Below are 24721 nucleotides of genomic sequence, written 5' to 3'. Positions count from 1 at the left end.
GAGGCCCCCACGAATTTTCGTCCCGGAACACGGAGTAAAGGGATTTCGAATTCGATGCTAACCGCGGGTCACCCGGGTAACCAGTGAAAAGGTCTTTCAACCATCCTTTAGCGATGCTGAAAGCGCGTGGCAGAATGGCGCCGGTGACCTTCCACGCCCCCGAACCCCACTGGCCCGCGACCGTCGCCGAGGCCCAGGCCGAGCAGGATCGCCTGCGGCCGTTCGCCGACCTGGACGGCCCGGGACCGGCCGAGGTGGGCCTGGTCGCCGGTCTCGACGTCGGGTACCGCGACGACGACGAGGTGGTGGGCGCCGTCGTGGTGCTCGACGCCGCGAGCCTGGAGGTCGTGGACCGGGCGGTGGTCAGGCAGCGCGCGAGCTTCCCCTACGTTCCGGGCCTGTTCGCCTTCCGGGAACTGCCGCCGTTGCTGGCCGCGGTGGGCAAGCTGTCGGTCCGTCCCGAACTTCTGGTGTGCGACGGGTACGGCCTGGCCCACCCCCGCCGCTTCGGCCTGGCCTGCCATCTGGGCGTGCTGACCGGGCTGCCGGCGATCGGCGTGGCCAAGACGCCGTTCGTCGGCGAGCACGCCGAGCCGCCGCCCGCCCGTGGCGCCTGGTCGGCGATCCTGCTCGACGGCGAGGTGGTCGGCCGGGCGCTGCGCACCCGCGAGGGCGTCAAGCCGGTCTTCGTCTCCCAGGGCCACGGCGTCGGCCTGGACAACGCCTGCGCGCACATCCTGCGCCTGTCACCCACATACCGCATCCCGGAGCCGATCCGCCAGGCCGACCACCTGTCCCGCCTCCCCTGAACCCACCCACGCACGCGAAACCGCCCACGTGGGTGAAACCCGCCCATTCGCGCGAACCCCGTCTATGTGCGCGAGCGGGCCAGGTGCCACAGCAGGAACGGCGCGCCCAGGGCGCCGGTGACCACGCCGACCGGCAGGACCGTCTCGGTCAGCAGGCGCTGGCTGATCAGGTCGCTGACCACCACGAGCGTCGCGCCCGCCCAGGCCGAGGCGGTGACCAGTGGCATCGGGGCCCGTGCCAGGCGCTGGGCCAGGTGCGGGGCGGCCAGTGCCACGAACAGCACCGGGCCCGCGGCGGCCGTCGCGAACGCCGCCAGCGCCGCCCCGCACAGCAGCAGCGCCACCCGCGAGCGCTGCACCCGCACGCCCAGCCCGACGGCCACGTCGTCGCCGAGTTGCAGGGCCCGCTGCCCGCGCGTCAGCAGCAGCACCACCGGCACGAGGACGGCCAGGGCCAGCGCCAGGGGCCGGGCGTGGTCCCAGCCGCGGTCGTTGAGGTTGCCGACCAGCCAGCCGAGCGCCCTGGCCGCCTGGTACTGCTCGGCCCGGCTGAGCAGGTAGTACGTGACGCTCACGCAGATCCAGCTGAGGCCGATCCCGACCAGGACGATCCGGTAGCCGGTGGTGCCGCGGTTCCAGGCCAGCACGTAGATCAGCAGACCGGCGGCCAGCGCGCCCGTCAGGCCCAGGGCCTGGGAGCCGAGCCCGGTGAAGCCCAGGACGATGGCGGCCACCACCGCGGTGCCGGCGCCCTGGGTGATGCCCAGCATGTCGGGACTGGCCAGCGGGTTGCGGGTGATGGACTGGAACAGCGCCCCCGCCATGCCGAACGCGGCCCCGGTCAGCATGGCCACCACCGCCCTGGGCAGGCGCAGTTCGTGGACCAGGAAGAGGGTGGCGGGCTCACCGCTGCCCCACAGCGCGGGCAGCACCTCGCCGAACGGCACCGCGATGTCCCCGGCGCCGATCCCGACGGCCAGGCAGAAGGTCAGGAAGGCGGTGAGGGCCAGGGCCAGCCAGACCACCAGGACACGCGGGCGCGCGGTTCCCGAGACGGCGGGCCGTACCAGCCGGAAGGCCGCGCGGTGCCGGGAGAGCCGCACACCGCCGGAAGCGCTCACGGCGCGGCCGCCCTTCGGAGCCGCGCCGGGGTGGCCACCCTCGGACGCCGGGCCAGGACGGTCGCTCACAGCTCGGCCACCCTGCGGCGGCGGACCAGGGCGATGAAGAACGGCGCGCCGAGCAGCGCGGCGACCAGGCTCACGTCGATCTCCTGGGGGCGGGCCACGACGCGGCCGAGGATGTCGGCGACCAGCACGAGGCAGGGCGCGACCAGGGCGGCGCCGGGCAGCAGCCAGCGGTGGTCGGGGCCGGTGACCATGCGGACCAGGTGCGGGACGGCCAGGCCGACGAAGACGATCGGGCCGGTGACGGCCACAGCCGCGCCGGTCAGGACGGTGACGGCGATCGCGGCGCGCAGGCGGGTCGGGCCCAGGCGGCGGCCGAGGGTGACGGCCACGTCGTCGCCCAGGGCCAGGGAGTTGAGCGCGGGGGCGGTGCCGAACGCCAGGATCGCCCCGAGCGCCAGGAACGGCAGGACGGTCAGCACGGTCTCGTTGGAGTGGCCGGTGAGCGATCCGGCCGACCAGTAGCGGTAGCGGTCGAGCGCCTCGGGGTCGGTCAGGGCCAGGCCGCTGGTCAGGGAGTCGAGCAGGTACGTGAGCGCGACGCCGGCCAGCGCGAGCTTGACCGGGGAGGCGCCGCCCCTGCCGCGGCTGCCCAGGGTGTAGACCACGACGGCGGCCAGCGCGGCGCCGCCGAAGGCGAACCAGATGGTGGTGAGCAGCCCGGTGGCGGCCAGGAACGTGGCGGAGGCCACGATGCCGAAGGCGGCGCCCGCGCTGACGCCGAGCAGGCCGGGGTCGGCCAGCGGGTTGCGTGTCAGGCCCTGCATGACGGCGCCCGCCAGTCCCAGCGCGGCTCCGGCGAGGATCGCGACGAAGGTGCGGGTCAGGCGGGTGCCGCGGACGATGGCCGCGGTCTCCGGGTCGACGCTCGCGGGGTCGGTCAGCGCGCGGGCGACGTCGGCGAGCGGGATGGCCCGGCTGCCGACGGCCAGGGAGAGCAGCACCAGACCGAGCAGGACGACCACGGTGCCCGTGATCAGCAACGATCTCTGACGAGTCACCGAGGTCCGATCAAATTGAAGAAGAGGGAAGGCTTACCTTACTATCACGGTCCCATGAACACTCCTCGACGCCTGCTGGTGTCGCTCGCCGCCTTGGCGCTGAGCCTGACGACCGCCTGCGGTGGCACGCAGCCCGCACAAGACAAGACCGCTCAAGGCCAGGCCACGGCCGCCGCGGCACCCGGCGCGTCCGGTGCGTTCCCCGTGAAGGTCGAGCACCTGTACGGCACGACGGAGATCAAGAAGAAGCCCGAGCGGATCGTCACGATCGGGCTCAGCGACCACGAGCCGGTGCTGGCGCTCGGCCACAAGCCGGTCGGGGTGGTGGACTGGTTCCAGCGCAGCCCGTTCAGCGACTGGCCGTGGACGAAGGACAAGTGGGCCGGCACCGAGCCGACCGTGCTCGGCCTGCGCGAGGACGGCGTGAAGATGGAGAAGCTGCTCGCGCTCAAGCCCGACCTGATCTTCGCCATGTACTCGGGCGTGCAGAAGGCGACCTACGACCAGCTTTCCAAGATCGCCCCCGTGGTGGCACAGCCGAAGGGCTTCGACCCGTACGCCGCCCCGTGGCAGGAGATGACGCTGCTGGCCGGGCGCGCCCTGGGCCAGGAGGCCGACGCCAAGAAGCTGATCACCGGCATCCAGGACCGGTTCGCCCAGGCGCGCAAGGACAACCCGCAGTGGGCGGGCAAGACGGCGGTGGCCGCGGACAGCTTCAAGGCCGGCACCTACTCGGCCTTCCAGAAGGGCGACCCGAAGTCGGCGTTCCTGGCCGAGCTGGGCTTCACGATCCCGGAGAAGATCACCAAGCAGGCGGGCACGTCCAATGTGGCCGAGTTCGGCTCGGAGGGGCTGAACATGCTGGAGGTCGACCGGCTGGTCTGGCTGACCACCGGCAAGGAGCCGTGGGAGCGGATCAAGAAGGACGCGGTCTACAAGGAGCTGAAGGTGGCCAAGGAGGGCCGCGACCTGTTCCTGACCTACCAGGACCCGCCGATCGGCGCGGCGCTGTCGTTCAACACCGTGCTGAGCATCCCGTACGCGATCGAGCAGATGGTCCCCCAGATCAAGAGTTGAGCGCGTTAACGCGTTAGGCTAGCCCACGTGAGTGGGATCTTACTGCTGACCTTCGACGACTTCTTCGTGCCGGAGTGGCGCGCGGCACGGGAGGTCTTCCGGGCGCACGGCGCCCGGGTGACGTTCTTCGTCAGCGAGCCGTGGCAGGTCCGGAGCTGGGCGGGCCTGCGCGAGCTGGCCGCCGACGGCCACAGCGTGGGCGCCCACGGCTTCCGGCACCTCAGGGCCGACGAGCGGGTGGCCGAGGCGGGCGGCGCGGCGTACCTGCGTGAGGAGATCGAGCCGTGCCTGGCCGCCCTGGCGGCGGAGGGGCTGCGGGCGCGCGGCTTCGCCTATCCCAACAGCGCCCGCTCCCCCGCCTCCGACGCGGTCCTGACGACGGTCTTCGAGCGGCTGCGGGGCGGGCGCGGGGTGCCGGACGGCGCCGAGCCCGCCGACGTCGGCGACTTCTTCGTGCCGGTGGCCGAGCTCGCGCGCCGGCGGGTGCTGATCGGCGCCGGCGCCGACAACGGCCGGATGTTCCGGCCCCGCGGTCTCACCGAAGCCGCCCTGCTCGGCGCCCTGCGCCGCGCAGCCGCCCGCGAGGAGGCCCTGACCCTGTACGCGCACGCGATCGCCCCCGCCCACGAGGCCAACTACCTGACCCCGGACCGCCTCGACCGGCTGCTGGCCGAGGCCGCCCGGCTGGGCCTGCGCTGCCTCGGCTTCGACGACCTGCCCGCGCCGGCTTGAACCTGACATCAATGGCAAGTCTTACGGTTCTCGCATGACGAACCACACGCTTTTCGACTACAGCCCCATCACCGATCGGCCCGCGATCACGTGGCCGGGCGGCGCCAAGGTCGCCGCCTACGTCGGGCTCAACATCGAGCACTTCCTCATCGACCGCCCGTCCACCAGCATCTGGCCGGGCACCGCCGACCTCGTGCCCGACGCGCTCAACTACGGCTGGCGCGACTACGGCGTGCGCGTGGGCATCTGGCGCACGATCGAGAGCCTCGACCGGCACGGCGTGCGGGCCAGCGCGCTGCTCAACTCCGACGTGGCCGCGCACTACCCGCAGATCATCGAGGCGGGCCTGCGCCGCGACTGGGCGTGGCTGGCGCACGGGCGCACCAACTCCATCCTGCACACGGGCATGGAACCGGAGGAGGAGCGCGCCTTCCTCACCGACGTCGTGGACACCATCGCGGGGGCGACCGGGCGGCGGCCGAGGGGCTGGATGGGCCCGGGGCTGACCGAGACGTTCAACACCCCCGCCCTGCTGGCCGAACTCGGGCTGAGCTACGTGCTCGACTGGACCAACGACGACCAGCCGTACCGGCTGAACGTGCCCGGCATGATCAGCGTGCCGTACACGCTGGAGCTCAACGACCTGGCGGTGTTCTCCAAGGGGACGACCGGGCCGGAGTTCCTGCGGATCGTCCAGGACCAGTACGAGCAGTTGCGCGCCGACTCCCGGGACAGCGGGCGGGTGATGGCGCTGGCGCTGCACCCGTTCGTCACCGGCCAGGCCTTCCGCGCCAAGTACGTGGACCAGGCGCTGGAGTACCTGGCCGCCCAGCCGGACATCTGGCTGACCACCAGTGACGAGATCGCCGAGCACTACGTGCGCACGTCGGCCGCGGCCTGACGCCGGTAGAGCAGGCGGCGCATGAGCGCCTCGGCCGGGCCGGGCAGGCCCCGCCGTTCCAGGAAGAAGGCGAGCGCGAGCGTGATCAGCCACGCGCCCAGCGCGTAGAGGGCCGCGCCCGCGCTGCCCAGATGAGCGCCGAGCCCGAGGCCCCACGCGGCCAGTACGGGACCCAGCAGCACCGAGTGGGCGAGGTAGACCGACAGCGACCGGCGGCCCGCCGCGCCCACCGCGACCCCCAGCGGGCGCCGCACCCACCCGCCGGTCGCGAGCAGGGCGAACACCGCGACGTAGCCGAGCCCGGCGAAGATCCCGGTCGCCGCCTGCAGCAGGAACAGCTCGCCCTGGTCGGTCTGCGCCCCGGCCGGCACGCTCAGGACGCCGAGGTGGGCCAGCGCGGACGGCAGCGCGCCCAGCCAGCCCAGCGGGATGCCCACGGCGGCCGTGACGACCAGCAGCCGGCGGTGGCGGGCGGGCTCCTCCAGAACGCGCTTGCGGGCGGTCCAGATCCCCAGCAGCAGGACGGCGTGCATGCCGAACTGCGCCGGCGCGCCGGCCAGGAGCATTCCCCAGGTGGTCAGGCGCCCGGCGGCGGCGGCGAGCCAGCCGTCCTCGCCGGTGGCGTACTCGACGTGGCCGGGCGTGGCGACGTGACCGGGCGCGGCGTCGGACGCGCCGGTCGCGAGCATCAGCGCGTTCAGCCCGAGTGCCAGGACGAGGAGCAGCCCGGCGAAGATCGCGGCCCAGACGAGCAGGGTGCGGTTGGAGCGGCGCAGGAACAGGGCGCCGAGGACCAGGCTGATCAGGCCGTACACGGCGAGGATGTCGCCGGCCAGCAGCAGGGCCGCGTGGACCAGGCCGAAGGCGATCAGCAGGAGGCTCCTGCGGCGTACCAGCCGGACCGCCTCGGCCGGTGAGTCGCCCCGGCCGACCTGGCGGTCCATGAGGCGGGCCATGCCGTACCCGAAGAGGAAGGCGAAGAGCGGGTAGATCCGCAGGTCGACCAGGACGATCATCAGGAACTGCGTGATCCGGTCGGCCGCCGACCCCTCCGCGGGGTGCCAGCCGGAGGGGCCCGTGCGCGCGGCCCACAGGTGGAACACCACGTTCGACAGCACGATCATCGCCAGCATCAGGCCGCGCGCCAGGTCGGGCGCGGCCGAGCGTTCGCTTGAAGCCATCACTCCCCCTTCACAACTCCGATCGACATTCGGAGTTTCGTGACTCCGAACGGTATACGGAGTTGTAGGATGGCCGCAAGATGACGATCGACGACCTGCTGTGGGGGCGCGTACGGCGCCCGACCCGGGGGCCCAAGCAGGGCCTCGACCTGGAGCGTGTGATCACCATGGCCGTCGAGATCGCCGACGCCGACGGCCTGGCGGCGCTCACGATGAACCGGCTGGCCAAGGCGCTGGGCGCGGGCGCCGCGTCCCTCTACACGTACGTGCCGGGCAAGCCCGCGCTGGAAGCGCTCATGCTCGACTGGATCATCGGCACCGGCCCGCTGCCGCACACCCTGCCGGGCACCTGGCGCGAGCGCCTGGAGGCGGGCGCGCGCGCCGACTGGTACGGCTACCGCGCCCACCCCTGGGTCCTGCAACTGGCCATCGCCCAGGTACGGCCCGGCCCGAACCTCGTGGCGTGGTACGACTCGACGCTGGCCTCGCTGGAGTCCACCGGCCTGACCGAGCCCGAGAAGGTGGACGTCGTGGAAACCCTCGACGCCTACGTGCGCGGCATGGCCCGCCTGGCCCTCGACCCGGCGCCGGCGCGCGACGAGGAGCCCGACGGGGCGGCGGAGGCCTACCCGGCGCTGGTCAGAGCGGCGAGGGCCGGGGCACTGGCGCCCCGGCCCGAGGCGACCTTCGAGTTCGGCCTGGCACGACTGCTCGACGGCGTCGAAGCCCTCGTGCGCGAACGGCTCAAGCCGTGACGCGCTCCACGCCGGTGTAGGCGGACACGCCCGCGCGGGCCGCCAGGTACGTGCGCCGCGACAGGGCGCTCATTCCAGCCCCACGAGCTGGGCGGAGCGGAACAGCGCCGGGTTCTTGGGCGCGGAGCCCACCCCGCCGCCCCACTCCAGGTAGCCGTCGCGGGCGTCGCCGTTCGTGCCCGCGTCGGCATCGTTGACCAGGAACGACAGCCCGACCAGCCCGGCCGGCGGCGCGTCGTGCCCCAGCGACTTCCACGGTACGGCCAGCCGGTACGTGGTGGTCTTGGCCGCCTCGTCCCGCGTCACCCGGACGTCGGCGCCGGGCGTCGGCCCGGCCGGCTGCCCCGGAGGCGGGCCCCAGGTGTAGGCGACGGGCCCGCCGGGCAGCAGGGCCGCCCCGACCTCGACCCTGGTGCCGCCGAGTTCGCCGGGGAAGGCGGAGTAGAGGTCGAACTGGATCGAGTCGACCTGCCAGGCGAGCGCGGCGTCGCGGGCGGCGTTGTGCGTGTCGTCCTTGATCACCGCGTCCAGGACCAGCGCCTCGGGGGTGTGCGTGAAGCGGACGTTCCCCGCGAGGTCGGCGGGCCCGGTCCTGGTCCCGCCCCGCAGGCCCACCCAGCGGCCCAGGGTGTCGAGGTCGATCGGGTCCAGCGTGGTCGCGCCCGCCTTCTCCACCGGGGTGAAGCTCATCGAGCCGCTCTCGGCCGCCTCGCCGGCGTTGACCGCGTAGCCGTAGGCGACGAACGGCGCGACCTGCGGCAGCGCCGCCTCGACCGATGCCGTGGCGGACGGCGCGACCTGCGGCGGATCGGCGATCGTCCCGTGCCAGGAGCCGACCCGCCAGCCGACGGAGCCGAGCTTGAGCGGCGTCGTGGGGCTGTTGTTGGTGAGCGTGACCTTGACCTTCTTGGCGTCGATGACCGGCCGCGCCTTGATCGAGTACGGCTTGAGCACCTGCGTGGAGGTGCGCAGCCTGGCGATGGCGCCGCGGGCGCCGGAGGCGCTCGCGGTGACGGCGCGGATGCCGGTGGTGCCGGTCGCGGGCAGTTCCAGCGTGACCGAGGTCTTCCGGCCCCTTCGGGTGACCAGGTCGGCCGTGACGTCGCCGGCCGCGACGGTCAACCGGCCGGGCAGGTGCGCGCCGCCGGTGCGGTCGGCGGTGACGGTCACCTTGAGCTTCTCGCCGGTGACCGACTTCTCGGGGGCGCCGGCCGACAGCGGCGAGGCATCGGCCTTGGCGGCCAGGACGCCGGAGACGAAGACGGGGCTGCCGTCCAGGTCCAGGCGTACCTTGCCGGCCTGCGGGGTGAGGGTGCTGACCTTGCCGAACTGGTCGGTCAGCGTCACCGGGGTGAGCGCGGCCAGCGTGACCGAGCGGGGCTGCGTGGCCCACAGCAGGCGCCTGCCGCCGCTGATCGGATAGGAGTAGATCTCGGGGTCGCCGAGGTTCTGGCGGGCGCCGAGCGTACGGCCGGCGAGCTGGCGGATGAGCACGGCGTTGGAGATCGCCGCCGGTTTGGGCGCGGGCGCGCCGACGCCGGAGCCCGGACGGCGGAACAGGCCGAAGCGGTGCTCGCGCTCGCCGGGGTTGTCGCCGTCGTCGAGCACGTCGTACCAGAAGTACTTGCTCGCGCCGGCGGCCTTGGCCAGGGTCTGCGCCCTGATCAGGTAGTCGGCCTGCTGCGCCTCCGTCGAACCGGAGGTGTGGGTGGGCCAGCCGTTCTCGCTGATCCAGACCGGCATGTTCTTCTTGGCCTTCACCTTCTGGACGAGCTGCGGGAACTCGGTGACCAGGACCGTCTTCTCCGGCGGGGTGCCGGGGCCGAGGTTGGCGTAGCCGTAGAAGTTCACGCTGAAGGTGTCGAGGTGGTTCAGGCCGCCCAGGTTGATGAACTCCTCGTGCCAGGCGAGCTGCGTACCGGCCGAGGTGGGACCGACCAGGTTGGTGGTGGCCGGCACGGCCTGGTCCACGGCCTTGACCATGTTCAGGTAGCACTGCGGGGTGATGCCGCAGGCGCCGTCGTTGAAGCCGGTGGAGTTGTACTCGTTGTAGATGGAGATGTCGCGGGTCCGCCCGGCGTACTCGGCGGCCACGGCGGCGCCGAAGCGGGCGAAGGCGGCCAGGCCCGCGGGGGTGCTGGGCGTCTTGCCGCCGTCGTAGAGAGGGTTGCGGTAGCCGAGGATCGGCATGGTCGTGATGCCGTGCTTGGCGGCCTCGTTCAGGCCCGCGTGCAGGGGGTAGCCCTCGTGCGTGTAGACGCCGGGCTGCTTCTCGATGCCGCTCCAGTTGGCGTCGGAACGGACCTCGCTCCAGCCGACGCGGCCCATGGTCTCCAGCAGGGCCTCCTCGTAGCCCTTCTGCCAGCCGTAGTGCATCGCGACGGAGAAGAAGGGGTCCTTCGCGGCCAGTGGGGTGATGACGCCGAAGCTGGTGGAGCGGGTGGTGAGCGGGGTTTTGGCGGTCAGCGTGTAGTAGCCGGGGCCGAATGCCGAAATATCGAGACTTGCGGTGCCGTTCGTGACCGGCAGCGTGCCGGAGCGCAGCGGCACCCCGTTGGGGTCGCCGACGGTCCAGTCGATCTGGCCGGCGGCGGCGGAGAAGGTGATCGCGTTCTGGCCCTGGGTGAACACCAGCGACTTGCTGGTCACGCTGAGCTGCGCGGGGTCGGTGAAGTAGACGTCGACCTCCGACACGCACACGCCCGGCATCGACGCGGCGTCGGCCTTGACGTTGAGCCGGAAGTCGGCGCCGTTGGCGCGGTTCTTGAAGTTGACGCCGCCGAGCTCGTACTGGTGTGTCTTCCACGTGCCCGAGCCGGTCAGCTGCAGGTTGGCAGAGCCGGTGAAGGCCCCGGCCGTGCCGTCGTAATGGATGTCCATGCCGGTCGGCCCGGCGTCGAAGTACCGCACGACGACGTACGCCCTGCTCGCCCCCGCCGGGATCGCGGCGTCGGCCACGTCCACGTAGACATAGCGGTTGTACGGCGTGCCCGAGGTCTGCCAGCACGACACGCCGCCGCGCTCGCTGACGGCGGCGGCCGGGTTCTTGTCGGCGTCACCCGGCCAGGCCCGCACGACCCCGGTGTAGACCGGGTTCGCCCCGAGCGTGGCGCTGGCGGCGGGCGCGGCCGAGGCGCCGGGGCCGGCCGAGGTGCTGAGGTCGGCGTGGGCGGGCGGGGTGCCGGGGTCGGCGTGGGCGGGCGGGGCGGACAGCAGCCCGCCCGTCAGTGCCGCCGCCAGCGCGGCCAGCGCGGCCCGGCGTAAAGTGCTCTTCATACGAGGTCCTTTCTCGTGTGCCGCCGCCCGCCCCTTCCTGGTCGTCGTGGCGGGCGGCACGGTCAGATCGTGCGGACGGCCACCGCGACCTGCCCGGTGGCGGGGTCGCCGTGGTTGTACAGGACGGCGGAGCCGTCGGGGGTGAAGATCGGGTGCGGGTGCCGGGGGTGGGTGTCGGCGCCGGTCCTGGCGAGGAACGTCCGCTCCCCGGTCGCGACGTCGATCAGCAGCACGTCGGAGATCTGGCGGGCGTTGTCCCAGCCGCGGCCGGGCTCGTCGTGGGGCCCGGTGGTGTCCACGACGGCGTGGCGGCCGTCGCGGCCGATGTCGCAGTGCCAGATCCGCTCCCCCTCGCTGACCAGCCGCGCGGGGCGGCCGTCGGGGTGGACGGCGTAGAGCCCGCGCGGGCCGCGCTCGCTCACGCCGTAGACGCAGACGAGGGCGCCGAGGTCGTGGAACATCCAGCGCTCGTGGCCCGCGGCCATCCCGCGCTGGTCGAAGACGCGGCGGCGCTCGCCCCTGTGGTGCGCCCACACCCGGTCGCCGATCTCGTCGGCCGGGCCCTCGTGGGAGTAGGCCAGCCACTCCTCGTCGTGCGGGCTGTGGTGCGGGTGGTTGGCGAACCACTCCTCGCGAAAGAGCCGGGTGACCGCGCCGGTGGCGAGCGAGACCTCCAGGCAGTCCACCGCCCCGCCGTCGTGCTCCATCACGACCACGCGGCCGCCGTCGGCGGTGATCGAGCACAGGCCCTGCAGTCCTCGGCCTCGGTGGACCGGCTCGGGTTCGCCGCCGCCGAGGTCGAGGACGTACAGGGCGCCGTCGCGCACCCAGGCCGCCACCTCGGCCTCCAGCGCCACGTCGGGCCAGACCAGATCCGCCGCCGTGAACGCGCACAGCGGGCGCTCGTCCGGTTCGCCGCCGCGCCAGGCGACGCTGCTGATGCCCTGCTCGCCGGTACGCGGGCCGTACCTGCTCACCAGCAGCCGCTCGCCGCCCGCGTGGAAGCCGTTGGCGTGCGGATAGGTCAGGTGCGCCCCGGTCATGACGAGGTCGTGGCCGGTGCGGGACCAATGGTTCATGCCGCTCCTAGGTGACGTCAGAGCCGGAACGGGTGCGCGGCCTCGAAGCCGAGGACGCGCCGGGCCTCACTCAGATCGATCGGTACGGCCCGGCCCGGCAGCCCCGCGCGCGGCGGGGAGCCGGGGTGGTGGCGGGCGAGCAGTTCCTCGGTGGGCTGGGACGCCAGCGTGTCGGGGGCGGCCACGAACAGCACGTGCGCCCCGCTCAGCGGCCTGGTGATCGACAGCCAGCAGGCGGTGGCCGCGTCGCGCAGGTCGAGGTAGGCCCACAACTCCCTGGCGCCGTCGGACGGGTCGGCGGCCAGTTCCGCGGCCCGCTCCGGCAGGCGCTCGTCCGCGCCGCCGACGAACGGGAAGCGCAGGGCCACCACGGACATGCCGTGCAGGCGCGCCGCCATCCTGGCCGTGGCCTCGTCGGCCTCCTTCGACAGTCCGTAGGGGTCGGCGATCAGCAGCGGGTGCGCCTCGTCCACGGGCACGTAGACGGGGCTGACCGGGGTGGGGGAGAACGGCAGGCCGAGCGCGCACAGGCTGCTGGCGATCACCGCCCGGCGCACGCCCGCCCTGCCCGCCTCGTCGAGCACGGTGAAGGTGGCGCGGGTGTTGTTGCCGAACACCTCCGGCGCCGGGTGATGGTTGGGCGAGGGGATGGCGGCCAGGTGGACCACCGCGTCGGCGTCGCGGACGGCCTGCCGTACCGCTGAAGGGTCGCCCGCGTCGCCGGCCACGACGCGGTCGGCCTTCAGGTCACCCGGGTCTTCGAGCACCAGGGCGGTGACGTCCGCGCCCTCCTCGGCGCAGCGGTCGAGGACCGCGCGCCCGATGAGTCCCGCCGCCCCGGTGACCAGCACTCGGGTCAACCCTTCACCCCCGTGAATCCGACACCGCGCACGATGTACTTCTGAAAGGCGATGAACACCAGCACCGGCGGCAGCAGTGCCATGAACATGCCGGCGATGACCATGTTCTCCTCGGCGAACTCCGCCAGCCTGGGCAGCGCCACCGAGATCGGCTGCGCCTCGCCGTCGGAGATCGCGACCATGGGCCAGAGGAAGTCCTTCCACGCGCTCATCAGCGTGAGCAGCGAGGTCACCGCGAGGACCGGCTTGGACATGGGCAGCACGATGTACCAGAACATCCGCCACGGTCCCGCGCCGTCGACCTGCGCCGCGCCGAACAGCTCGCGCGGGATGCCGTCGAAGAAACGTTTCATGAGCAGGACAGTGAACGCGTGCGAGGCGTGCGGCAGCCATACCGCCCAGGTGGTGTTGGCGATGCCCAGGTCCAGGACGGTCAGGTAGAGCGCGACCAGCGAGACGCTGCCCGGCAGGAACAGCGTGGCCAGGATCGCGCCGTAGACGTAGGGGCCGTAGCGGGGGCGCAGCACCGACAGGGCGTAGGCGCCCATGACGGAGACGATGATCTGCGCCAGCCACGAGCCGCCGGCCAGGATGACCGTGTTGAGCATGAAGTGACCGATGCGCAGCCTGCTCCACGCCTCGCCGAGCAGCGACCAGTCGGGGCTGGCGGGGAACAGGCGCAGCGGGTCGGTGAGGAGTTCCTGGGTGGGCGAGATGGCGCCCTTGATCGTCCAGAGGATCGGGCCGAGGCCGAGCACGAGCACGCCGAGGAAGACGGCGAACTGGGTCGAGCCGAGGACGACCCGCACGATCCGGCGCTGCCGGTCGAAGTTGGAGATCATGAGCTGCTCCACGTTCTGGTCGCGCGCAGGTACACCGCCGACAGGGCGCCGAGCACCACGGCCAGCAGCACCGACAGCGCCGCCGCCATGCCGTAGTCGCCGTAGACGAAGGCGTAGCGGTAGATGAGCAGCAGGACCGTCACCGTGGAGTCCTCCGGCCCGCCGTCGGTCATGACGAACGGCTCGGTGAAGACCTGGAAGGTGCCGATGACCTGCAACAGCAGCATGAGCAGCAGCACGCCGCGCAGTTGCGGCAGCGTGATGTGCCACACGCGCCGCCAGATCGAGGCGCCGTCGCTCTCGGCCGCCTCGTAGAGCTCCTTGGGCACGGCGGTCAGCGCCGCCAGGTAGATCAGCACGGTCCCGCCGGCGCCCGCCCAGGTGGCTTCGAGCACCAGGGAGGGCATCGCCCACGCGGTGTCCTGCAGCCAGGGGTACGGCCCCAGCCCGGCCAGCCCGAGCAGGTTGTTGAGCAGCCCGTAGTCGGCGTTGTAGAAGAACTTCCACATCATGATCGCCACGACCGGCGGCACCGCCACCGGCAGGTACACCAGCACCCGGAACACCGCGGAACCCCGCCGCAGCTGCGACATCACCACCGCCAGGAAGACCGGCACCGGGAAGCCGAACAGCAGCGCGAGCACCGTGAACCAGGCCGTGTTGACCACGGCGGTGCCCAGCAGCGGATCGGCGAACAGGTTGGCGAAGTTCTCCCACGCCACCCACTCGGCCGCCGCCACCAGGTTGGTGCGCTGGAAGGCCAGCAGCCCGCTCTGGATGATCGGCCACCAGGAGAAGACGGCGAAGACCAACACCAGCGGTGCCAGGAACAACACCGAGGCCAGGCCATACGGGCCGCGCCGCCGCCGGGCGCGGCCCGGCGCGGGCGCCGCCGCCCGCTCCTTCCGCTGCAGGACCGCCGTCACCGCTGCGACCTGTCCAGGATCGGCGTCACCTTCCCGACCGCCTTGGCCAGCTCACCCGCCGGGTCGGCGTCCTTTCTCGTGAGTACGGCCTGCACCACCGTGTCCAGGGCGGCGTAGAGCTCCTGCCCGGCGACCGGCGGCTCGGAGATGAACTCCTGCTTCTTCACGCCCTCGTTGTAGGTGGCGAAGTGGTCCCAGTTCACGTTGGAGGCGGCCTTCTCGGCGGCCACCACCGGCCCGGAGACCGCGTCGGAGTAGAACGGCAGCGTGGGCAGGCCCGCGACCAGGCCGTCGGCCTTCCGCTTCTCGGCGCGCTGGGTGGCGAGCGCGGGGTCGTACTTGGGGCGCAGGTAGAAGTAGTCGATCCACTTCACGGCCGCCTGCCGCTGCTCGGGGGTGGCCTTCGGGCTGACCACGGCGACCGTGCCGCCGAGCAGGGTGCCGTTGCCGGAGCCCGAGGGGAGCGTGGTCTGGCCGTAGCTCTCCGGCTTGCCGGCGAACTTCGCGACGTAGCTGGAGTAGAGGTTGGGCGCGCCCATCATCATCGCGACCTTGCCGGAGGCGAAGTCGCGCAGCAGGTCGTCCTGGTTGCGCAGGTGCTGGGTGCCCATCGACCCGTCCTGCCAGCGCATCGCCTTGAGCAGATCGAGCGCGCTTCTGGTGGGGACGTCGTCGAAGGCGGGTGCGTACTTGCCACCCTGCTCCTTCTCCATTCGGCCGCCGTAGGAGTAGGTCATCGTGGTGAGCATCCAGCCGCCGGTGTTGGCGGTGGCGTGCATGCCGAAGCCCGGCACTCCGGCCTTGTCGCTGATCTGCTTGGCGGCGGCGCGGACCTCGTCCCACGTGGCCGGGGGCTTGTCGGGGTCCAGGCCGGCCTTGGTGAACAGGTCGCGGTTGTAGACCAGGCCGGCGGCGTACGCCTCGGTGGGCAGGCCGTACACCTTGCCGCCGGAGCTGCTCGGGGCCAGCAGGCGGGGATCGAAGTCCTTGTTGGCCAGGACCTTCAGGTCGGCGGTGAGGTCGGCGACCTGGCCGCGCTTGATCATGGCGGGCGGGTCGGTGAGCGGGATGCGGAAGACCGTCTCGAGCTGGCCGGCCGCCAGGCGCGCGGCGAAGGTCTTGACGTCGTACTGGGTCTCGGTCGGCTTGAGCTTGATCGTCGGGTTGGCCTTCTCGAACGCGGCCACGTCGGCCAGGAAGTTCTTCTGGCTCTCTGCCTGCGTACTCGGCGGCATGCCGGAGACGGTGATCTCGATCTTGCCGCTGTCGGCGCCGTCCTGGCCTCCGCCGCAGGCGGCGGTGGCGAGCAGGAGCAGTCCCGCAGCTCCTCGTGCGATGTGTGTGTTCATCGGGACTCCAGTTCGTGCCGGGGGGCGAGGTGAGTCGAACGTTATATTTGACGCGTTAACGTGTAAAGAACGAGATGGTAACTTGGCCGAAATATCGTGATTTAACGCGTCAACTAGGGTGGCTCCAGGCCGCCGTCGGGGCGGCGCACCCGCGCCGCCCACCGCTCGTGCAGGTGCGTGACCGGCGGGAACCGCGCGGCCAGCCGTTCGTCGAGTTCCACGCCCCAGCCGGGCGCTGAGGAGGGTTGGAGGTGGCCGCCGACGGGATTGAGCGTGCCGGGGAACACCTCGCACACCGCCTCCGGGTAGACGTGCGCCTCCTGGATGCCGAAGGCGGGCGTACTGACGTCGAGCGCGAGGTTGGCCGCGACGCCGACCGGCGAGACGTCGCCCGGCGAGTGCCAGGCGGTGCGCACCCCGGTCAGCTCGCACAGGGCCGTGAGCTTGCGCGCGGGGGTCAGGCCGCCGATCGCGGAGACGTGGCAGCGCAGCAGGTCCACGCCGCCGTTCAGGACGAGCCTGGCCGCCTCGGGCACCGACACCAGCAGCTCGCCGACGGCGATCGGCACCGGCGAGGCGGCCCTGACCTCGGGCAGGCGGTCGTAGTGCTCGGGCGCGACCACGTCCTCCAGGAAGAACAGCCGGTGGTCGGCCAGGCTGCGGGCCAGGATGACCGCGTCCTTCGGGGTCAGGCGGCTGTGCACGTCGTGCAGCAGCTCGACCTCCTCCCCCAGCACCTGCCTGGCCCGCTCGAACAGCGCGGGCGTGGTGCGCAGGTAGTGGCGCACGTCCCAGCCGTCGGGATGCGGGGCCGCCGGGTAGCCGCCGGGGGCGCCGGGCGCGCCGTAGGTGCCGTGGCCCGGCTGGCCGGTCTGCAGGCGTACGTGGCGGTAGCCGTCCGCCATGAGCCGCTGCGCGTGCTCCAGTGTGGCCTCGACGGTGGCGCCCTCGGCGTGCAGGTAGAGCGGCGCCGCCGCCCTGACCCGCCCGCCGAGCAGCTCGTGTACGGGCATGCCCGCGCGTTTGCCGGCGATGTCCCACAGCGCCATGTCCACCCCGGACAGCGCGTTGTTCAGGACCGGGCCGCCGCGCCAGTAGCTCGACAGGTGGATCATCCGGACGATGTCCTCGATGTCGGCCGGATGGCGGCCGATCAGCAGGGGCCCCACGTGCTCGTCGACGGTGGCGGCGACGGCGTGGAAGCGCTGGGTGAAGGTGGCGCAGCCCAGGCCGTACAGGCCGGCGTCGGAGGTGTCCACGCGGACCACCACCAGCGGGATGCCCTCGGGGGCGGTGACGATCGCGCGCACCCCGGTGACGCGCAGGCCGTCGCGGGGCTGCCAGGGGGGTTGTGTCTCGGGCATGACCTGGCCGGGAGAGGGGGTCACGGCATCGCCTTTCAGCGGCTCGTCTTGGGGCAGGACGGTTTCTTGAGTGGGCGGGTTGGCGGGCCAGCGGGTTGGCGGGTCAGCGGGTTGGCGGGCCAGCGGGTTGGCGGGTTGGCGGGCCAGCGGGTTGGCGGGTCAGCGGGGGAAGGGCGTCGGGTGCGCGGGCGTGGAGACGCTGAGATCGCCCCAGCTCCAGACCACCTCCGCACCACCGCCGCCCTCTGCCCCTCGGCTCTCCGTGTCGCGGAGCTCGGCGGCGTCGTCCTCCCGACGACCGCTCGGTGAGGTGGGCCAGGGAGCGGCGGAGCCGGCCGGGGCGGTGGAGGAACCGGGGCCCGAAGCGGCAGAGTCGGCCGGGGCGGTGGAGGAACCGGGGCCGGGAGCAGCGGGGGCGGCCGGGGCGGTGGAGGAACCGGGGCCGGGAGCGGCGGGGGCGGCCGGGGCGGTGGAGGGGCCGGGGGCGGGGGCTGGTGGGAGGTGGTAGGTCAGGGGGGAGGTGGTCGGTCGGTCGTCGCCGGTGAGCAGTTCCACGGCGAAGCCCGCGCGCAGGATCGCGTCGTGGAAGTCCACGGGCCGCACGTCCCCGCTGTACAGCACGACCTCGGCCGCCACCTCGTCCCCCTCCCGAGCCAGCCGCCACCCCGCCGTGACACCCAGGAAGGACGCGGCGGCGGTGTGCACCACGGCCCGCCGCCCGCCGGCGGCCAGCTCGAAACGCCCCTCCCCCAGGTCGCGCCCCGACACCCCGTTCCCGCGCAACGTGACCCGCAGCCGCAGGTCCCCCACCGGGAAGACGGATCCGGGCGGCAGGTCGAGGTTGGGGTGGAAGTCGCCGGAGTCGTAGCTGAGCCACCATCCGGCCAGCACGCGCGGCCCGTCCTGCGCCTGGCGGCACCACGCCGCCGACAGGTCGTGCCCGTTGTGGATCATGCGGGCGCGCAGGACCACGGCCGGGTCGTCGGGCGTACGCCAGTACCCGAGCAGGGGCCGCCGCTGCACCCACGCGAACTCCTCGTTCACGCTGCCCAGGCAGGCGTCCTCGGTCAGCCAGGTGGTCCCGGCGGTCTCGCCGTCGAAGACCGTCCGCACCCGCACGGGGTCCGCGGGCAACGCGCGAAACCGCTCCACCAGGTACGGCGGGCACGCCAGCCCCGGCATCAGCCGGGGCGTCGGGTCACCCTCCGGCACCCCGGCCCGCTGCCCGATCGGGACCCCGGTCTGCTCCGCCAGATAACGCGTCAACTCGGGCCGCAGCCAGTCGTCGTAGGCCCGCGCGTGCGGCCCCGCGAGCTGCCCGGTCCCGGGATGGAACCGCTCGGCCACCGCGCCCCACACCCGCTCCCGCAGCCGTTCCACACCGTCGAGGAACTCCCGGTCCGTCACGACCAGCCGGGCCCGTTCGGCGATCTCCAGCAGGAACGGGCTGTAGGCGGGCGAGTTGTACTCGGCGAAGGCGTCCAGCGCGAGCAGGGCGGTCAGCTTGGCCCTGCCGTACTCCAGCAGGAAGGGTTCGGGGAGCAGTTCGCCGGCGGCGGCCGCGGTCACCGAGCCGAGCAGGGCGATGTTGGTGTAGCGCGGGCCGACGTTCCTGCGGAAGATCGACATGGCCGCGTGGCGCAGCGCCGCCGCCACCCCGCCGTCCAGCACGTCCCCGTGTACGGCCAGCACCTGGGCCAGCCGTACCCCGATGAAGTCCGCCCAGTTCCAGTCGGCCGGGCCCATGGCGTGCGGCGGCTCCTCCAGGAAATAGCCCCAGATGCCGTAGTGCTCGTCCAGGGGGTCGGTCACCTGGAGGGCGGTGACCGCGGCGAGCACCTCGCGCGCGCGGTCCACGCGCCCGGCCCGCAGCAGCGCGAGGGCGTAGTCGGTGGACTCACGGGTCTCGTGAACTCGGGTTCCCGCGGGGATCCTGGTGTGGTATCCGTTGCTGCGCGACAGCCGCCAGGGCATGCGCGCGGCGGGATCGTAGCGTTCGTCCTGGAGGTTGAGGAACTGGTCCAGGTCCACGTGGGCTCCTTTCGCCGAATGGGGGCCGACAGTAGCCTTAGCGTGTTAACGTGTCAACGATGACAAAGGCCGACGAAGGGGGCGGGATGAGCGACGCTGGCGACACCCAGGAGCCGCTGTACCAGCAGGTGAAGCGGGATCTGGTCGCCGCGATCTCCCGCGGGGAGTACATCGCCGACGAGCCGTTCATCAGCCAGCGGGAGGTGTGCGAGCGCTTCGGGGTCTCGACCACGACCGCCGTGCGCGCGCTCAACGAGCTGGTCACCGAGGGCTATCTGGTGCGCCACCGGGGCCGCGGCACGTTCGTGGCGGAGCGGCCCGCCGAGCCTCCCCAGGCCAGGGAGCGCTCGATCGCCTACATCATGCACGGGCACGGGCCGCACAACACCGACATCATCGACGGCATCGGGTCGGTCTGCGCCGAGCTGGGCTACCGGATGTTCCTGTCCGACACCAAGGGCTCGGCGGCCGCGCAGGAACGCGCGCTACGGCAGGCGCTCGACACCCAGGCCAGCGGGGTCGCGCTCTACCCGGTGGACGGGCACGCGGAGTCCCCGGCGCTCGACGAGCTGCGCCGGCGCAAGGTGCCGCTGGTGATGGTGGACCGCTACCTGCCCGAGGTGCCCACGGACGCGGTGCTGTTCGACAACTTCGCCGCCGGATACCAGCTGACGCGTTATCTCATCGGCCAGGGCCACCGCCGGATCATGGCGCTGTGGGACGCCACCGACTGCACCAGCGTCCAGGAGCGGCTGTCCGGCCACGTACGCGCGCTGCGCGAGCACGGCATCCCGATCTCCCCCGAGCTCACCGCGCTGACCACCTACCTGCGGCTGCCGGACGAGCGGCGGCGGGCCATGCTGGCCGGGCTGCTGGAGCGGGCCGAGCCGCCGACGGTGCTGCTGTGCGCGAACGGCTACGTGCTGGCCCACGCCGCCACCGACCTGACCCGGATGGGCGTGCAGGTGCCGGAGAAGGTGGAGCTGGCCGGGATGGACGACGCGGGGCCGTTCGACCTGCTGCCGCTGACGGTCGCGGCGGCGCAGCTGCCCTCGCGGGACATGGGCGAGCGGGCGATGCGGCTGCTGGCCGAGCGGATCGACCAGCCGGACTCGGGCCGCGAGATCGAGCACATCGTGCTGCCCATCGAGATCCGCACCCGCGACGCCGCCTCCGCCTACCTCCGCGTCGTCTCCACTCAGTCCGCCTGACACACCCGGCCCGCTTGAGAGCCGGTCCGCTTGAGAGCCGGCCCGCTTGACACCCGGTCCGCTCCTGCCCCTTGCCGGGGCGGGAGCCTCACCCTACGCTCGTGGTAAGCGCTTTCCAATCAGGAGGTCTCCTCGGTGCCGCCCCCCATCCGCGTCGCCGTCGTCGGCGGCGGCCAGATCGCGAACGCCGTCCATATGCCGACATTTCGTAAACTGCCGGAGGACATCGAGGTCGTCGCCGTCGTCGACGCCACCGAGGACCTGGCCAGGTCCTTCGCGAGCCGGTGGGAGATCCCGCACGCGAGCGGCGACCTGGACGCCACGCTCGCCGAGGTCAAGCCCGATCTCGTGGACATCGCCAGCCCGCCCTCCCTCCACCGCGAGCAGGCCGTCGCCGCGCTGCGCGCCGGGGCGTGGGTGTGGTGCGAGAAGCCGCCGTGCCTGTCGCTGGAGGAATACGACGCCATCGCCGCCGCCGAGCGGGACGGCGGGCCGTACGCCTCGATCGTCTTCCAGCAGCGCTTCGGCTCCGGCGCGCAGCACCTCAGGCGTCTGATCGAGTCCGGCGCGCTCGGCGCGCCGTATGTGGCGCACTGCCAGACCACCTGGTACCGCGACCCCGCCTATTACGCCGTGCCGTGGCGCGGCAGGTGGGCGACCGAGGGCGGCGGCCCGGCGATGGGGCTCGGCATCCACCAGATCGACCTGCTGCTGGAACTGCTCGGCGACTGGCGCGAGGTGCGCGCCATGGCCGGCCGCCTGGCCCGTGACATCGAGACCGACGACGTGACCACCGCGCTGGTGCGCTTCGAGTCGGGCGCGCTGGCCACCGTCGTCAACACCGCCCTGGCGCCGCGCCAGGTCAGCCACCTGCGCATCGACCTGGCCGCCGCCACCTTCGAGCTGTCCCACCTGTACGGCTACGCCAACGACGACTGGACCTGCACCCCGGCCCCCGGCACCGGCCAGATCCCCTGGCCGCCCCCGAGGGACGAGTCCAGCTCCCACCTGGGGCAGCTGCGCGGCCTGATCGCCGACCTGCGCGCCGGCCGCAGACCGCGGGCCAGCGGAGACGACGGCCGCAACTCCCTGGAGCTGATCTCCGCCATGTACCGCGCCGCGCAGACCGGCGAGACCGTGCGCAGAGGCCAGATCGTCGCGGGCGATCCCTTCTATTCCAGCTTGGAGATCACCCTGTGAAGATCAGCGGGTTCGAACTCTTCTTCGTGGAGCCGCGCTGGCTGTTCCTGCGCGTCGACACCGACGAGGGCGTGAGCGGCTGGGGCGAGCCGATCGTGGAGGGCCGCGCCGAGACGGTCGCCGCCTGCGTGCGCACGCTCATGGACGTTCTGTCCGGCGCCGACCCACGCCGGGTCGAGGACCACTGGCAGGTGATGACCAAGGGCGGCTTCTACCGGGGCGGCCCGGTGCTGTCGAGCGCGGTCTCGGGCATCGACCAGGCGCTCTGGGACATCAAGGGCAAGGCCCTGGGCGTGCCGGTGTACGAACTGCTCGGCGGCCCCGTCAGGGACCGGGTCCGGGTCTACACCTGGGCGCACGGCGACACCCCCGAAAGGCTGGCCGATGACGCGCGGGCGAAGGCGGCGGCCGGGTTCACGGCGGTCAAGTTCGCCGCGTGGGAAGGGCCGCTGCCCGCCGTACCGTCGGCGGCGCAGGTGCGGGCGATCGTCGCCCGCTTCGCCGCGGTCCGCGAGGCGGTCGGCGACGGCGTGGACGTCGGCGTGGACCTGCACGGCCGCTTCAGCGCCGCCGCGGCCCGCCGGGTGCTGCCGCTGCTGGAGGAGTACCTGCCGATGTTCGCCGAGGAGCCGGTGCTGCCGGAGTTCTCCCGCGACCTGCGCCGGGTGGTGGAGAGCACGTCGGTGCCGATCGCCACCGGCGAGCGCCTCTACTCCCGCTGGGACTTCCGCGACGTCCTGACCACCGGCATCGCGGTCGCCCAGCCGGACCTGTCGCACGCGGGCGGCATCTCCGAGGTGCGCAGGATCGCGGCGATGGCCGAGACCCACGACGTCACGCTCGCGCCGCACTGCCCGCTCGGCCCGATCGCGCTGGCGGCCTGCCTCCAGGTGGACTTCGCGACGCCCAACTTCCTCATCCAGGAGCAGTCGCTGGGCATCGGCTACAACACCGGCGCCGACCTGCTCGACTACCTGGCCGACCCGTCGGTGTTCGCCTTCTCCGCCGGCCACGTCGGGCTTCCGTCCGCGCCGGGGCTGGGCTTGGAGGTGGACGAGCGGACGGTACGGCGGGCCGCCGAGCGCGGGCACGCCTGGCGCAACCCGGTCTTCCGCCACGAGGACGGCTCGTTCGCCGAATGGTGAGCCCTCCTACGGGGAGCCGGTGAGCGTCGGGATCGAGTCGAGCAGCAGCTTGGTGTACTCGTGCTCGGCGTGCCTGATCACCCGCGGCGCCGGGCCGCTCTCGACCACCTTCCCGTCGCGCAGCACGATCACCTCGTCGGCCAGCAACCGCGCGCTGAGCAGGTCGTGCGTGATGTAGAGCATCGCGATGCCCCGGTCACGGGCCAGCCGGTCGAGGAGCTGGAGGATCTCGGCGCGGATCGAGACGTCCAGCATGGAGATCGGCTCGTCGGCCACGAGCACGCTCGGCTCGGGCGCCAGCGCGCGGGCGATGACGACCCGCTGGCGCTGCCCGCCGGACAACTGGTGGGGCAGCTTGTCCAGGTACTGCTCCGCCGGATGCAGCCCGACCGCCTCCAGCAGTCCGGCCGCCTTCTCCGCCGCCGCCCGCTCACCGAGCCCGAGGTGGTTGCGCAGCGGGCGGGCGAGCGCGTACCCGACCGTGCGGGTGGGGTTGAGCGCGGCGAACGGGTCCTGGAAGACGATCTGCACGTGCCGCCGATAGCGGGTGAGCCGCCGGCCGCGCAGCCCGCCCACGTCGAGGTCGCCGAAGGCGACGGTGCCCGAGGTGGGCCGTTCGATGCCGGTCACGAGCCTGGCCAGCGTGGTCTTGCCCGATCCGCTCTGCCCGACCAGCGCGCTCACCCGGCCCGGCCGCAGGTCGAAGGAGACCCGGTCCACGGCCCGCGTCACGGTGTTTCGCCACCCGCGGCGTACCCGGTAGTCCTTGACCACCTCCCGCACCGACACGACCGGCTCGCGCGGCGCGGGCTCGGCGCGGTCCGGGGTGAACGCGCGGGCCCGGCCCGCCTCGGGCAGGTCGCCGCCGAGCACACAGCGGACCGCGCCGGGACCGGCCGGGGCCAGCGGGGGGTGGGTGGTGGCGCAGGCTTCGACCGCGACCGGGCAGCGCTCGCGGAAGCGGCAGCCGCTCTGCTCCCGGGACAGGTCCGGCGGGCGGCCGGGCACGTAGTCCACGCTCACCTCGGCGGCCCGCGGGTCGGCGTAGGAGCCGAGCAGACCGCGCGTGTAGGGGTGCATCGGGCGGGTGAGCATCGCGGCGGCGGGCTGGTCCTCGACGATCTCCCCCGCGTACATCACCATCACCCGGTCGGCCATCTCCATGACCGTCCCGAGGTCGTGGCTGATGAACAGCACGGCGAAGCCCAGCTCGGCCCGCAGTTCGCGCAGCCGGTCGAGGATGGTGCGCTGCACGACCACGTCGAGCCCGGTGGTGGGCTCGTCCAGCAGCACGAACTTCGGCCGCAGTGCCAGCGCCAGCGCGAGCGCGGCCCGCTGGCGCATGCCGCCGGACAGCTCGTGCGGGTAGCGGCGCAGCACGTCCGGGCCGAGCGCGACCATCTCCATCAGCGCCGCCGCGTCGCCGTCGGCGTCGTGCGCGCGGAAGGCGTCCTCGAACTGCGCGCCGACCGTGATGACGGGGTTGAGGGCGTTCATGCTGCTCTGGAAGACGGTGGAGATCCTGGCCCACCGCAGCGGCCGCAGGTTCTCCTCGCTCGCGTGCGTGACGTCCACGCCGTCGAAGACGACGCTCCCGCCGCTGATCGCGGCGGGCTTGTCCAGCAGCCGCAGTACGGCGTTGCCGAGCGTCGACTTGCCGCACCCGGACTCCCCCAGCAGCCCGACGAACTCGCCCTCGTCCACGTCGAAGCCGACCCGGTCCACCGCGCGTACCGGCGCGGCGTCGCGCGGCCGGTAGGTCACCGACAGCTCGCGCACCTCCAGCAGGGCCATG

20 protein-coding genes are annotated in these 24721 nt (G+C 72.7%); 8 read left to right on the top strand and 12 right to left on the bottom strand.

Annotated features, from left to right (window positions below):
- Nucleotides 1-113 precede the first annotated feature (113 nt).
- Nucleotides 114-809 carry an endonuclease V gene (locus ACFWYW_RS09410; RefSeq protein ID WP_379621598.1) on the top strand — a complete coding sequence of 232 codons (696 nt, stop codon included), beginning with the start codon at nucleotides 114-116 and terminating at the stop codon, nucleotides 807-809.
- A 62-nt stretch (nucleotides 810-871) separates the two neighbouring features.
- On the opposite strand, the gene ACFWYW_RS09405 is transcribed toward ACFWYW_RS09410, so the two are convergent.
- Nucleotides 872-1999, bottom strand: a complete 1128-nt coding sequence (locus tag ACFWYW_RS09405; RefSeq protein WP_379621600.1) for a FecCD family ABC transporter permease — start codon at nucleotides 1997-1999, stop codon at nucleotides 872-874.
- Nucleotides 1996-2997, bottom strand: coding sequence for a FecCD family ABC transporter permease (locus ACFWYW_RS09400; RefSeq protein WP_379621602.1), 1002 nt, complete (start codon nucleotides 2995-2997; stop codon nucleotides 1996-1998). The genes ACFWYW_RS09405 and ACFWYW_RS09400 overlap by 4 nt, the downstream gene beginning before the upstream one ends.
- A 54-nt stretch (nucleotides 2998-3051) precedes the next feature.
- Between ACFWYW_RS09400 and ACFWYW_RS09395 the strand changes: the two genes are divergently transcribed.
- From ACFWYW_RS09395 to ACFWYW_RS09385, 3 genes are read left to right on the top strand one after another with little or no spacing between them, the layout of a single operon-like run.
- The gene (locus ACFWYW_RS09395; RefSeq protein WP_379621604.1) at nucleotides 3052-4074 is read left to right on the top strand and encodes an iron-siderophore ABC transporter substrate-binding protein; all 1023 of its coding nucleotides are present in this window, start codon (nucleotides 3052-3054) and stop codon (nucleotides 4072-4074) included.
- Between the two features lie 27 nt (nucleotides 4075-4101).
- A complete protein-coding gene (locus tag ACFWYW_RS09390) occupies nucleotides 4102-4806 on the top strand; it encodes a polysaccharide deacetylase family protein (RefSeq protein ID WP_379621606.1) in 705 nt (234 codons plus the stop codon).
- Between the two features lie 34 nt (nucleotides 4807-4840).
- Nucleotides 4841-5707 (top strand): polysaccharide deacetylase family protein, encoded by an 867-nt coding sequence (locus ACFWYW_RS09385; RefSeq protein ID WP_379621608.1) that lies wholly within the window; start codon nucleotides 4841-4843, stop codon nucleotides 5705-5707.
- Here the strand turns inward: ACFWYW_RS09385 and ACFWYW_RS09380 are convergent.
- The gene (locus ACFWYW_RS09380) at nucleotides 5680-6888 is read right to left on the bottom strand and encodes a DUF418 domain-containing protein (RefSeq protein WP_379621610.1); all 1209 of its coding nucleotides are present in this window, start codon (nucleotides 6886-6888) and stop codon (nucleotides 5680-5682) included. The genes ACFWYW_RS09385 and ACFWYW_RS09380 overlap by 28 nt on opposite strands.
- A gap of 80 nt (nucleotides 6889-6968) precedes the next feature.
- On the opposite strand from ACFWYW_RS09380, the gene ACFWYW_RS09375 reads away from it, so the two are divergent.
- Nucleotides 6969-7643: a TetR/AcrR family transcriptional regulator C-terminal domain-containing protein gene (locus ACFWYW_RS09375; RefSeq protein WP_379621611.1), complete on the top strand. Its 675-nt coding sequence runs from the start codon at nucleotides 6969-6971 to the stop codon at nucleotides 7641-7643.
- 69 nt (nucleotides 7644-7712) lie between these two features.
- Here the strand turns inward: ACFWYW_RS09375 and ACFWYW_RS09370 are convergent, their stop codons facing one another.
- From ACFWYW_RS09370 to ACFWYW_RS09335, 8 genes are all read right to left on the bottom strand, one after another.
- The gene (locus tag ACFWYW_RS09370; RefSeq protein ID WP_379621613.1) at nucleotides 7713-10919 is read right to left on the bottom strand and encodes a hypothetical protein; all 3207 of its coding nucleotides are present in this window, start codon (nucleotides 10917-10919) and stop codon (nucleotides 7713-7715) included.
- Nucleotides 10920-10981: 62 nt separating this feature from the next.
- Entirely contained in the window at nucleotides 10982-11998 is a 1017-nt protein-coding gene (locus ACFWYW_RS09365) for an oligogalacturonate lyase family protein (protein ID WP_379640948.1), read from the bottom strand.
- Between the two features lie 17 nt (nucleotides 11999-12015).
- Nucleotides 12016-12849, bottom strand: a complete 834-nt coding sequence (locus ACFWYW_RS09360) for an NAD-dependent epimerase/dehydratase family protein (protein ID WP_379621658.1) — start codon at nucleotides 12847-12849, stop codon at nucleotides 12016-12018.
- Between the two features lie 5 nt (nucleotides 12850-12854).
- The gene (locus ACFWYW_RS09355; RefSeq protein ID WP_379621616.1) at nucleotides 12855-13700 is read right to left on the bottom strand and encodes a carbohydrate ABC transporter permease; all 846 of its coding nucleotides are present in this window, start codon (nucleotides 13698-13700) and stop codon (nucleotides 12855-12857) included.
- Nucleotides 13697-14626: a carbohydrate ABC transporter permease gene (locus ACFWYW_RS09350; protein ID WP_379621618.1), complete on the bottom strand. Its 930-nt coding sequence runs from the start codon at nucleotides 14624-14626 to the stop codon at nucleotides 13697-13699. The genes ACFWYW_RS09355 and ACFWYW_RS09350 overlap by 4 nt, the downstream gene beginning before the upstream one ends.
- The gene (locus tag ACFWYW_RS09345; RefSeq protein ID WP_379621620.1) at nucleotides 14623-15975 is read right to left on the bottom strand and encodes an extracellular solute-binding protein; all 1353 of its coding nucleotides are present in this window, start codon (nucleotides 15973-15975) and stop codon (nucleotides 14623-14625) included. Before ACFWYW_RS09345 ends, ACFWYW_RS09350 begins: the two co-directional genes overlap by 4 nt.
- A gap of 113 nt (nucleotides 15976-16088) precedes the next feature.
- On the bottom strand, nucleotides 16089-17363 hold the full coding sequence (locus ACFWYW_RS09340) for an enolase C-terminal domain-like protein (protein WP_379621622.1): 1275 nt from the start codon (nucleotides 17361-17363) through the stop codon (nucleotides 16089-16091).
- 135 nt (nucleotides 17364-17498) lie between these two features.
- Entirely contained in the window at nucleotides 17499-19370 is a 1872-nt protein-coding gene (locus tag ACFWYW_RS09335) for a hypothetical protein (protein ID WP_379621624.1), read from the bottom strand.
- A 59-nt stretch (nucleotides 19371-19429) separates the two neighbouring features.
- Here ACFWYW_RS09335 and ACFWYW_RS09330 point away from each other — a divergent pair, with 59 nt between their 5' ends.
- The 3 genes from ACFWYW_RS09330 to dgoD all read left to right on the top strand — a co-directional run bounded on the left by ACFWYW_RS09330 (nucleotide 19430) and on the right by dgoD (nucleotide 22926).
- A complete protein-coding gene (locus ACFWYW_RS09330; protein WP_379621626.1) occupies nucleotides 19430-20581 on the top strand; it encodes a GntR family transcriptional regulator in 1152 nt (383 codons plus the stop codon).
- Between the two features lie 135 nt (nucleotides 20582-20716).
- A complete protein-coding gene (locus ACFWYW_RS09325; RefSeq protein ID WP_379621628.1) occupies nucleotides 20717-21781 on the top strand; it encodes a Gfo/Idh/MocA family protein in 1065 nt (354 codons plus the stop codon).
- The gene (gene dgoD, locus ACFWYW_RS09320) at nucleotides 21778-22926 is read left to right on the top strand and encodes a galactonate dehydratase (protein ID WP_379621630.1); all 1149 of its coding nucleotides are present in this window, start codon (nucleotides 21778-21780) and stop codon (nucleotides 22924-22926) included. The genes ACFWYW_RS09325 and dgoD overlap by 4 nt, the downstream gene beginning before the upstream one ends.
- 6 nt (nucleotides 22927-22932) lie before the next feature.
- Here the strand turns inward: dgoD and ACFWYW_RS09315 are convergent, their stop codons facing one another.
- Nucleotides 22933-24720, bottom strand: coding sequence for an ABC transporter ATP-binding protein (locus ACFWYW_RS09315; RefSeq protein ID WP_379621632.1), 1788 nt, complete (start codon nucleotides 24718-24720; stop codon nucleotides 22933-22935).
- Between the last annotated feature and the right edge of the window lies 1 nt (nucleotide 24721).

This window comes from Nonomuraea sp. NPDC059023, assembly GCF_042740095.1.
Classification (GTDB): Bacteria; Actinomycetota; Actinomycetes; order Streptosporangiales; family Streptosporangiaceae; genus Nonomuraea.
Note: the sequence above shows the minus strand (reverse complement) of the source record. Positions and strands in the feature narration are given on the sequence as shown.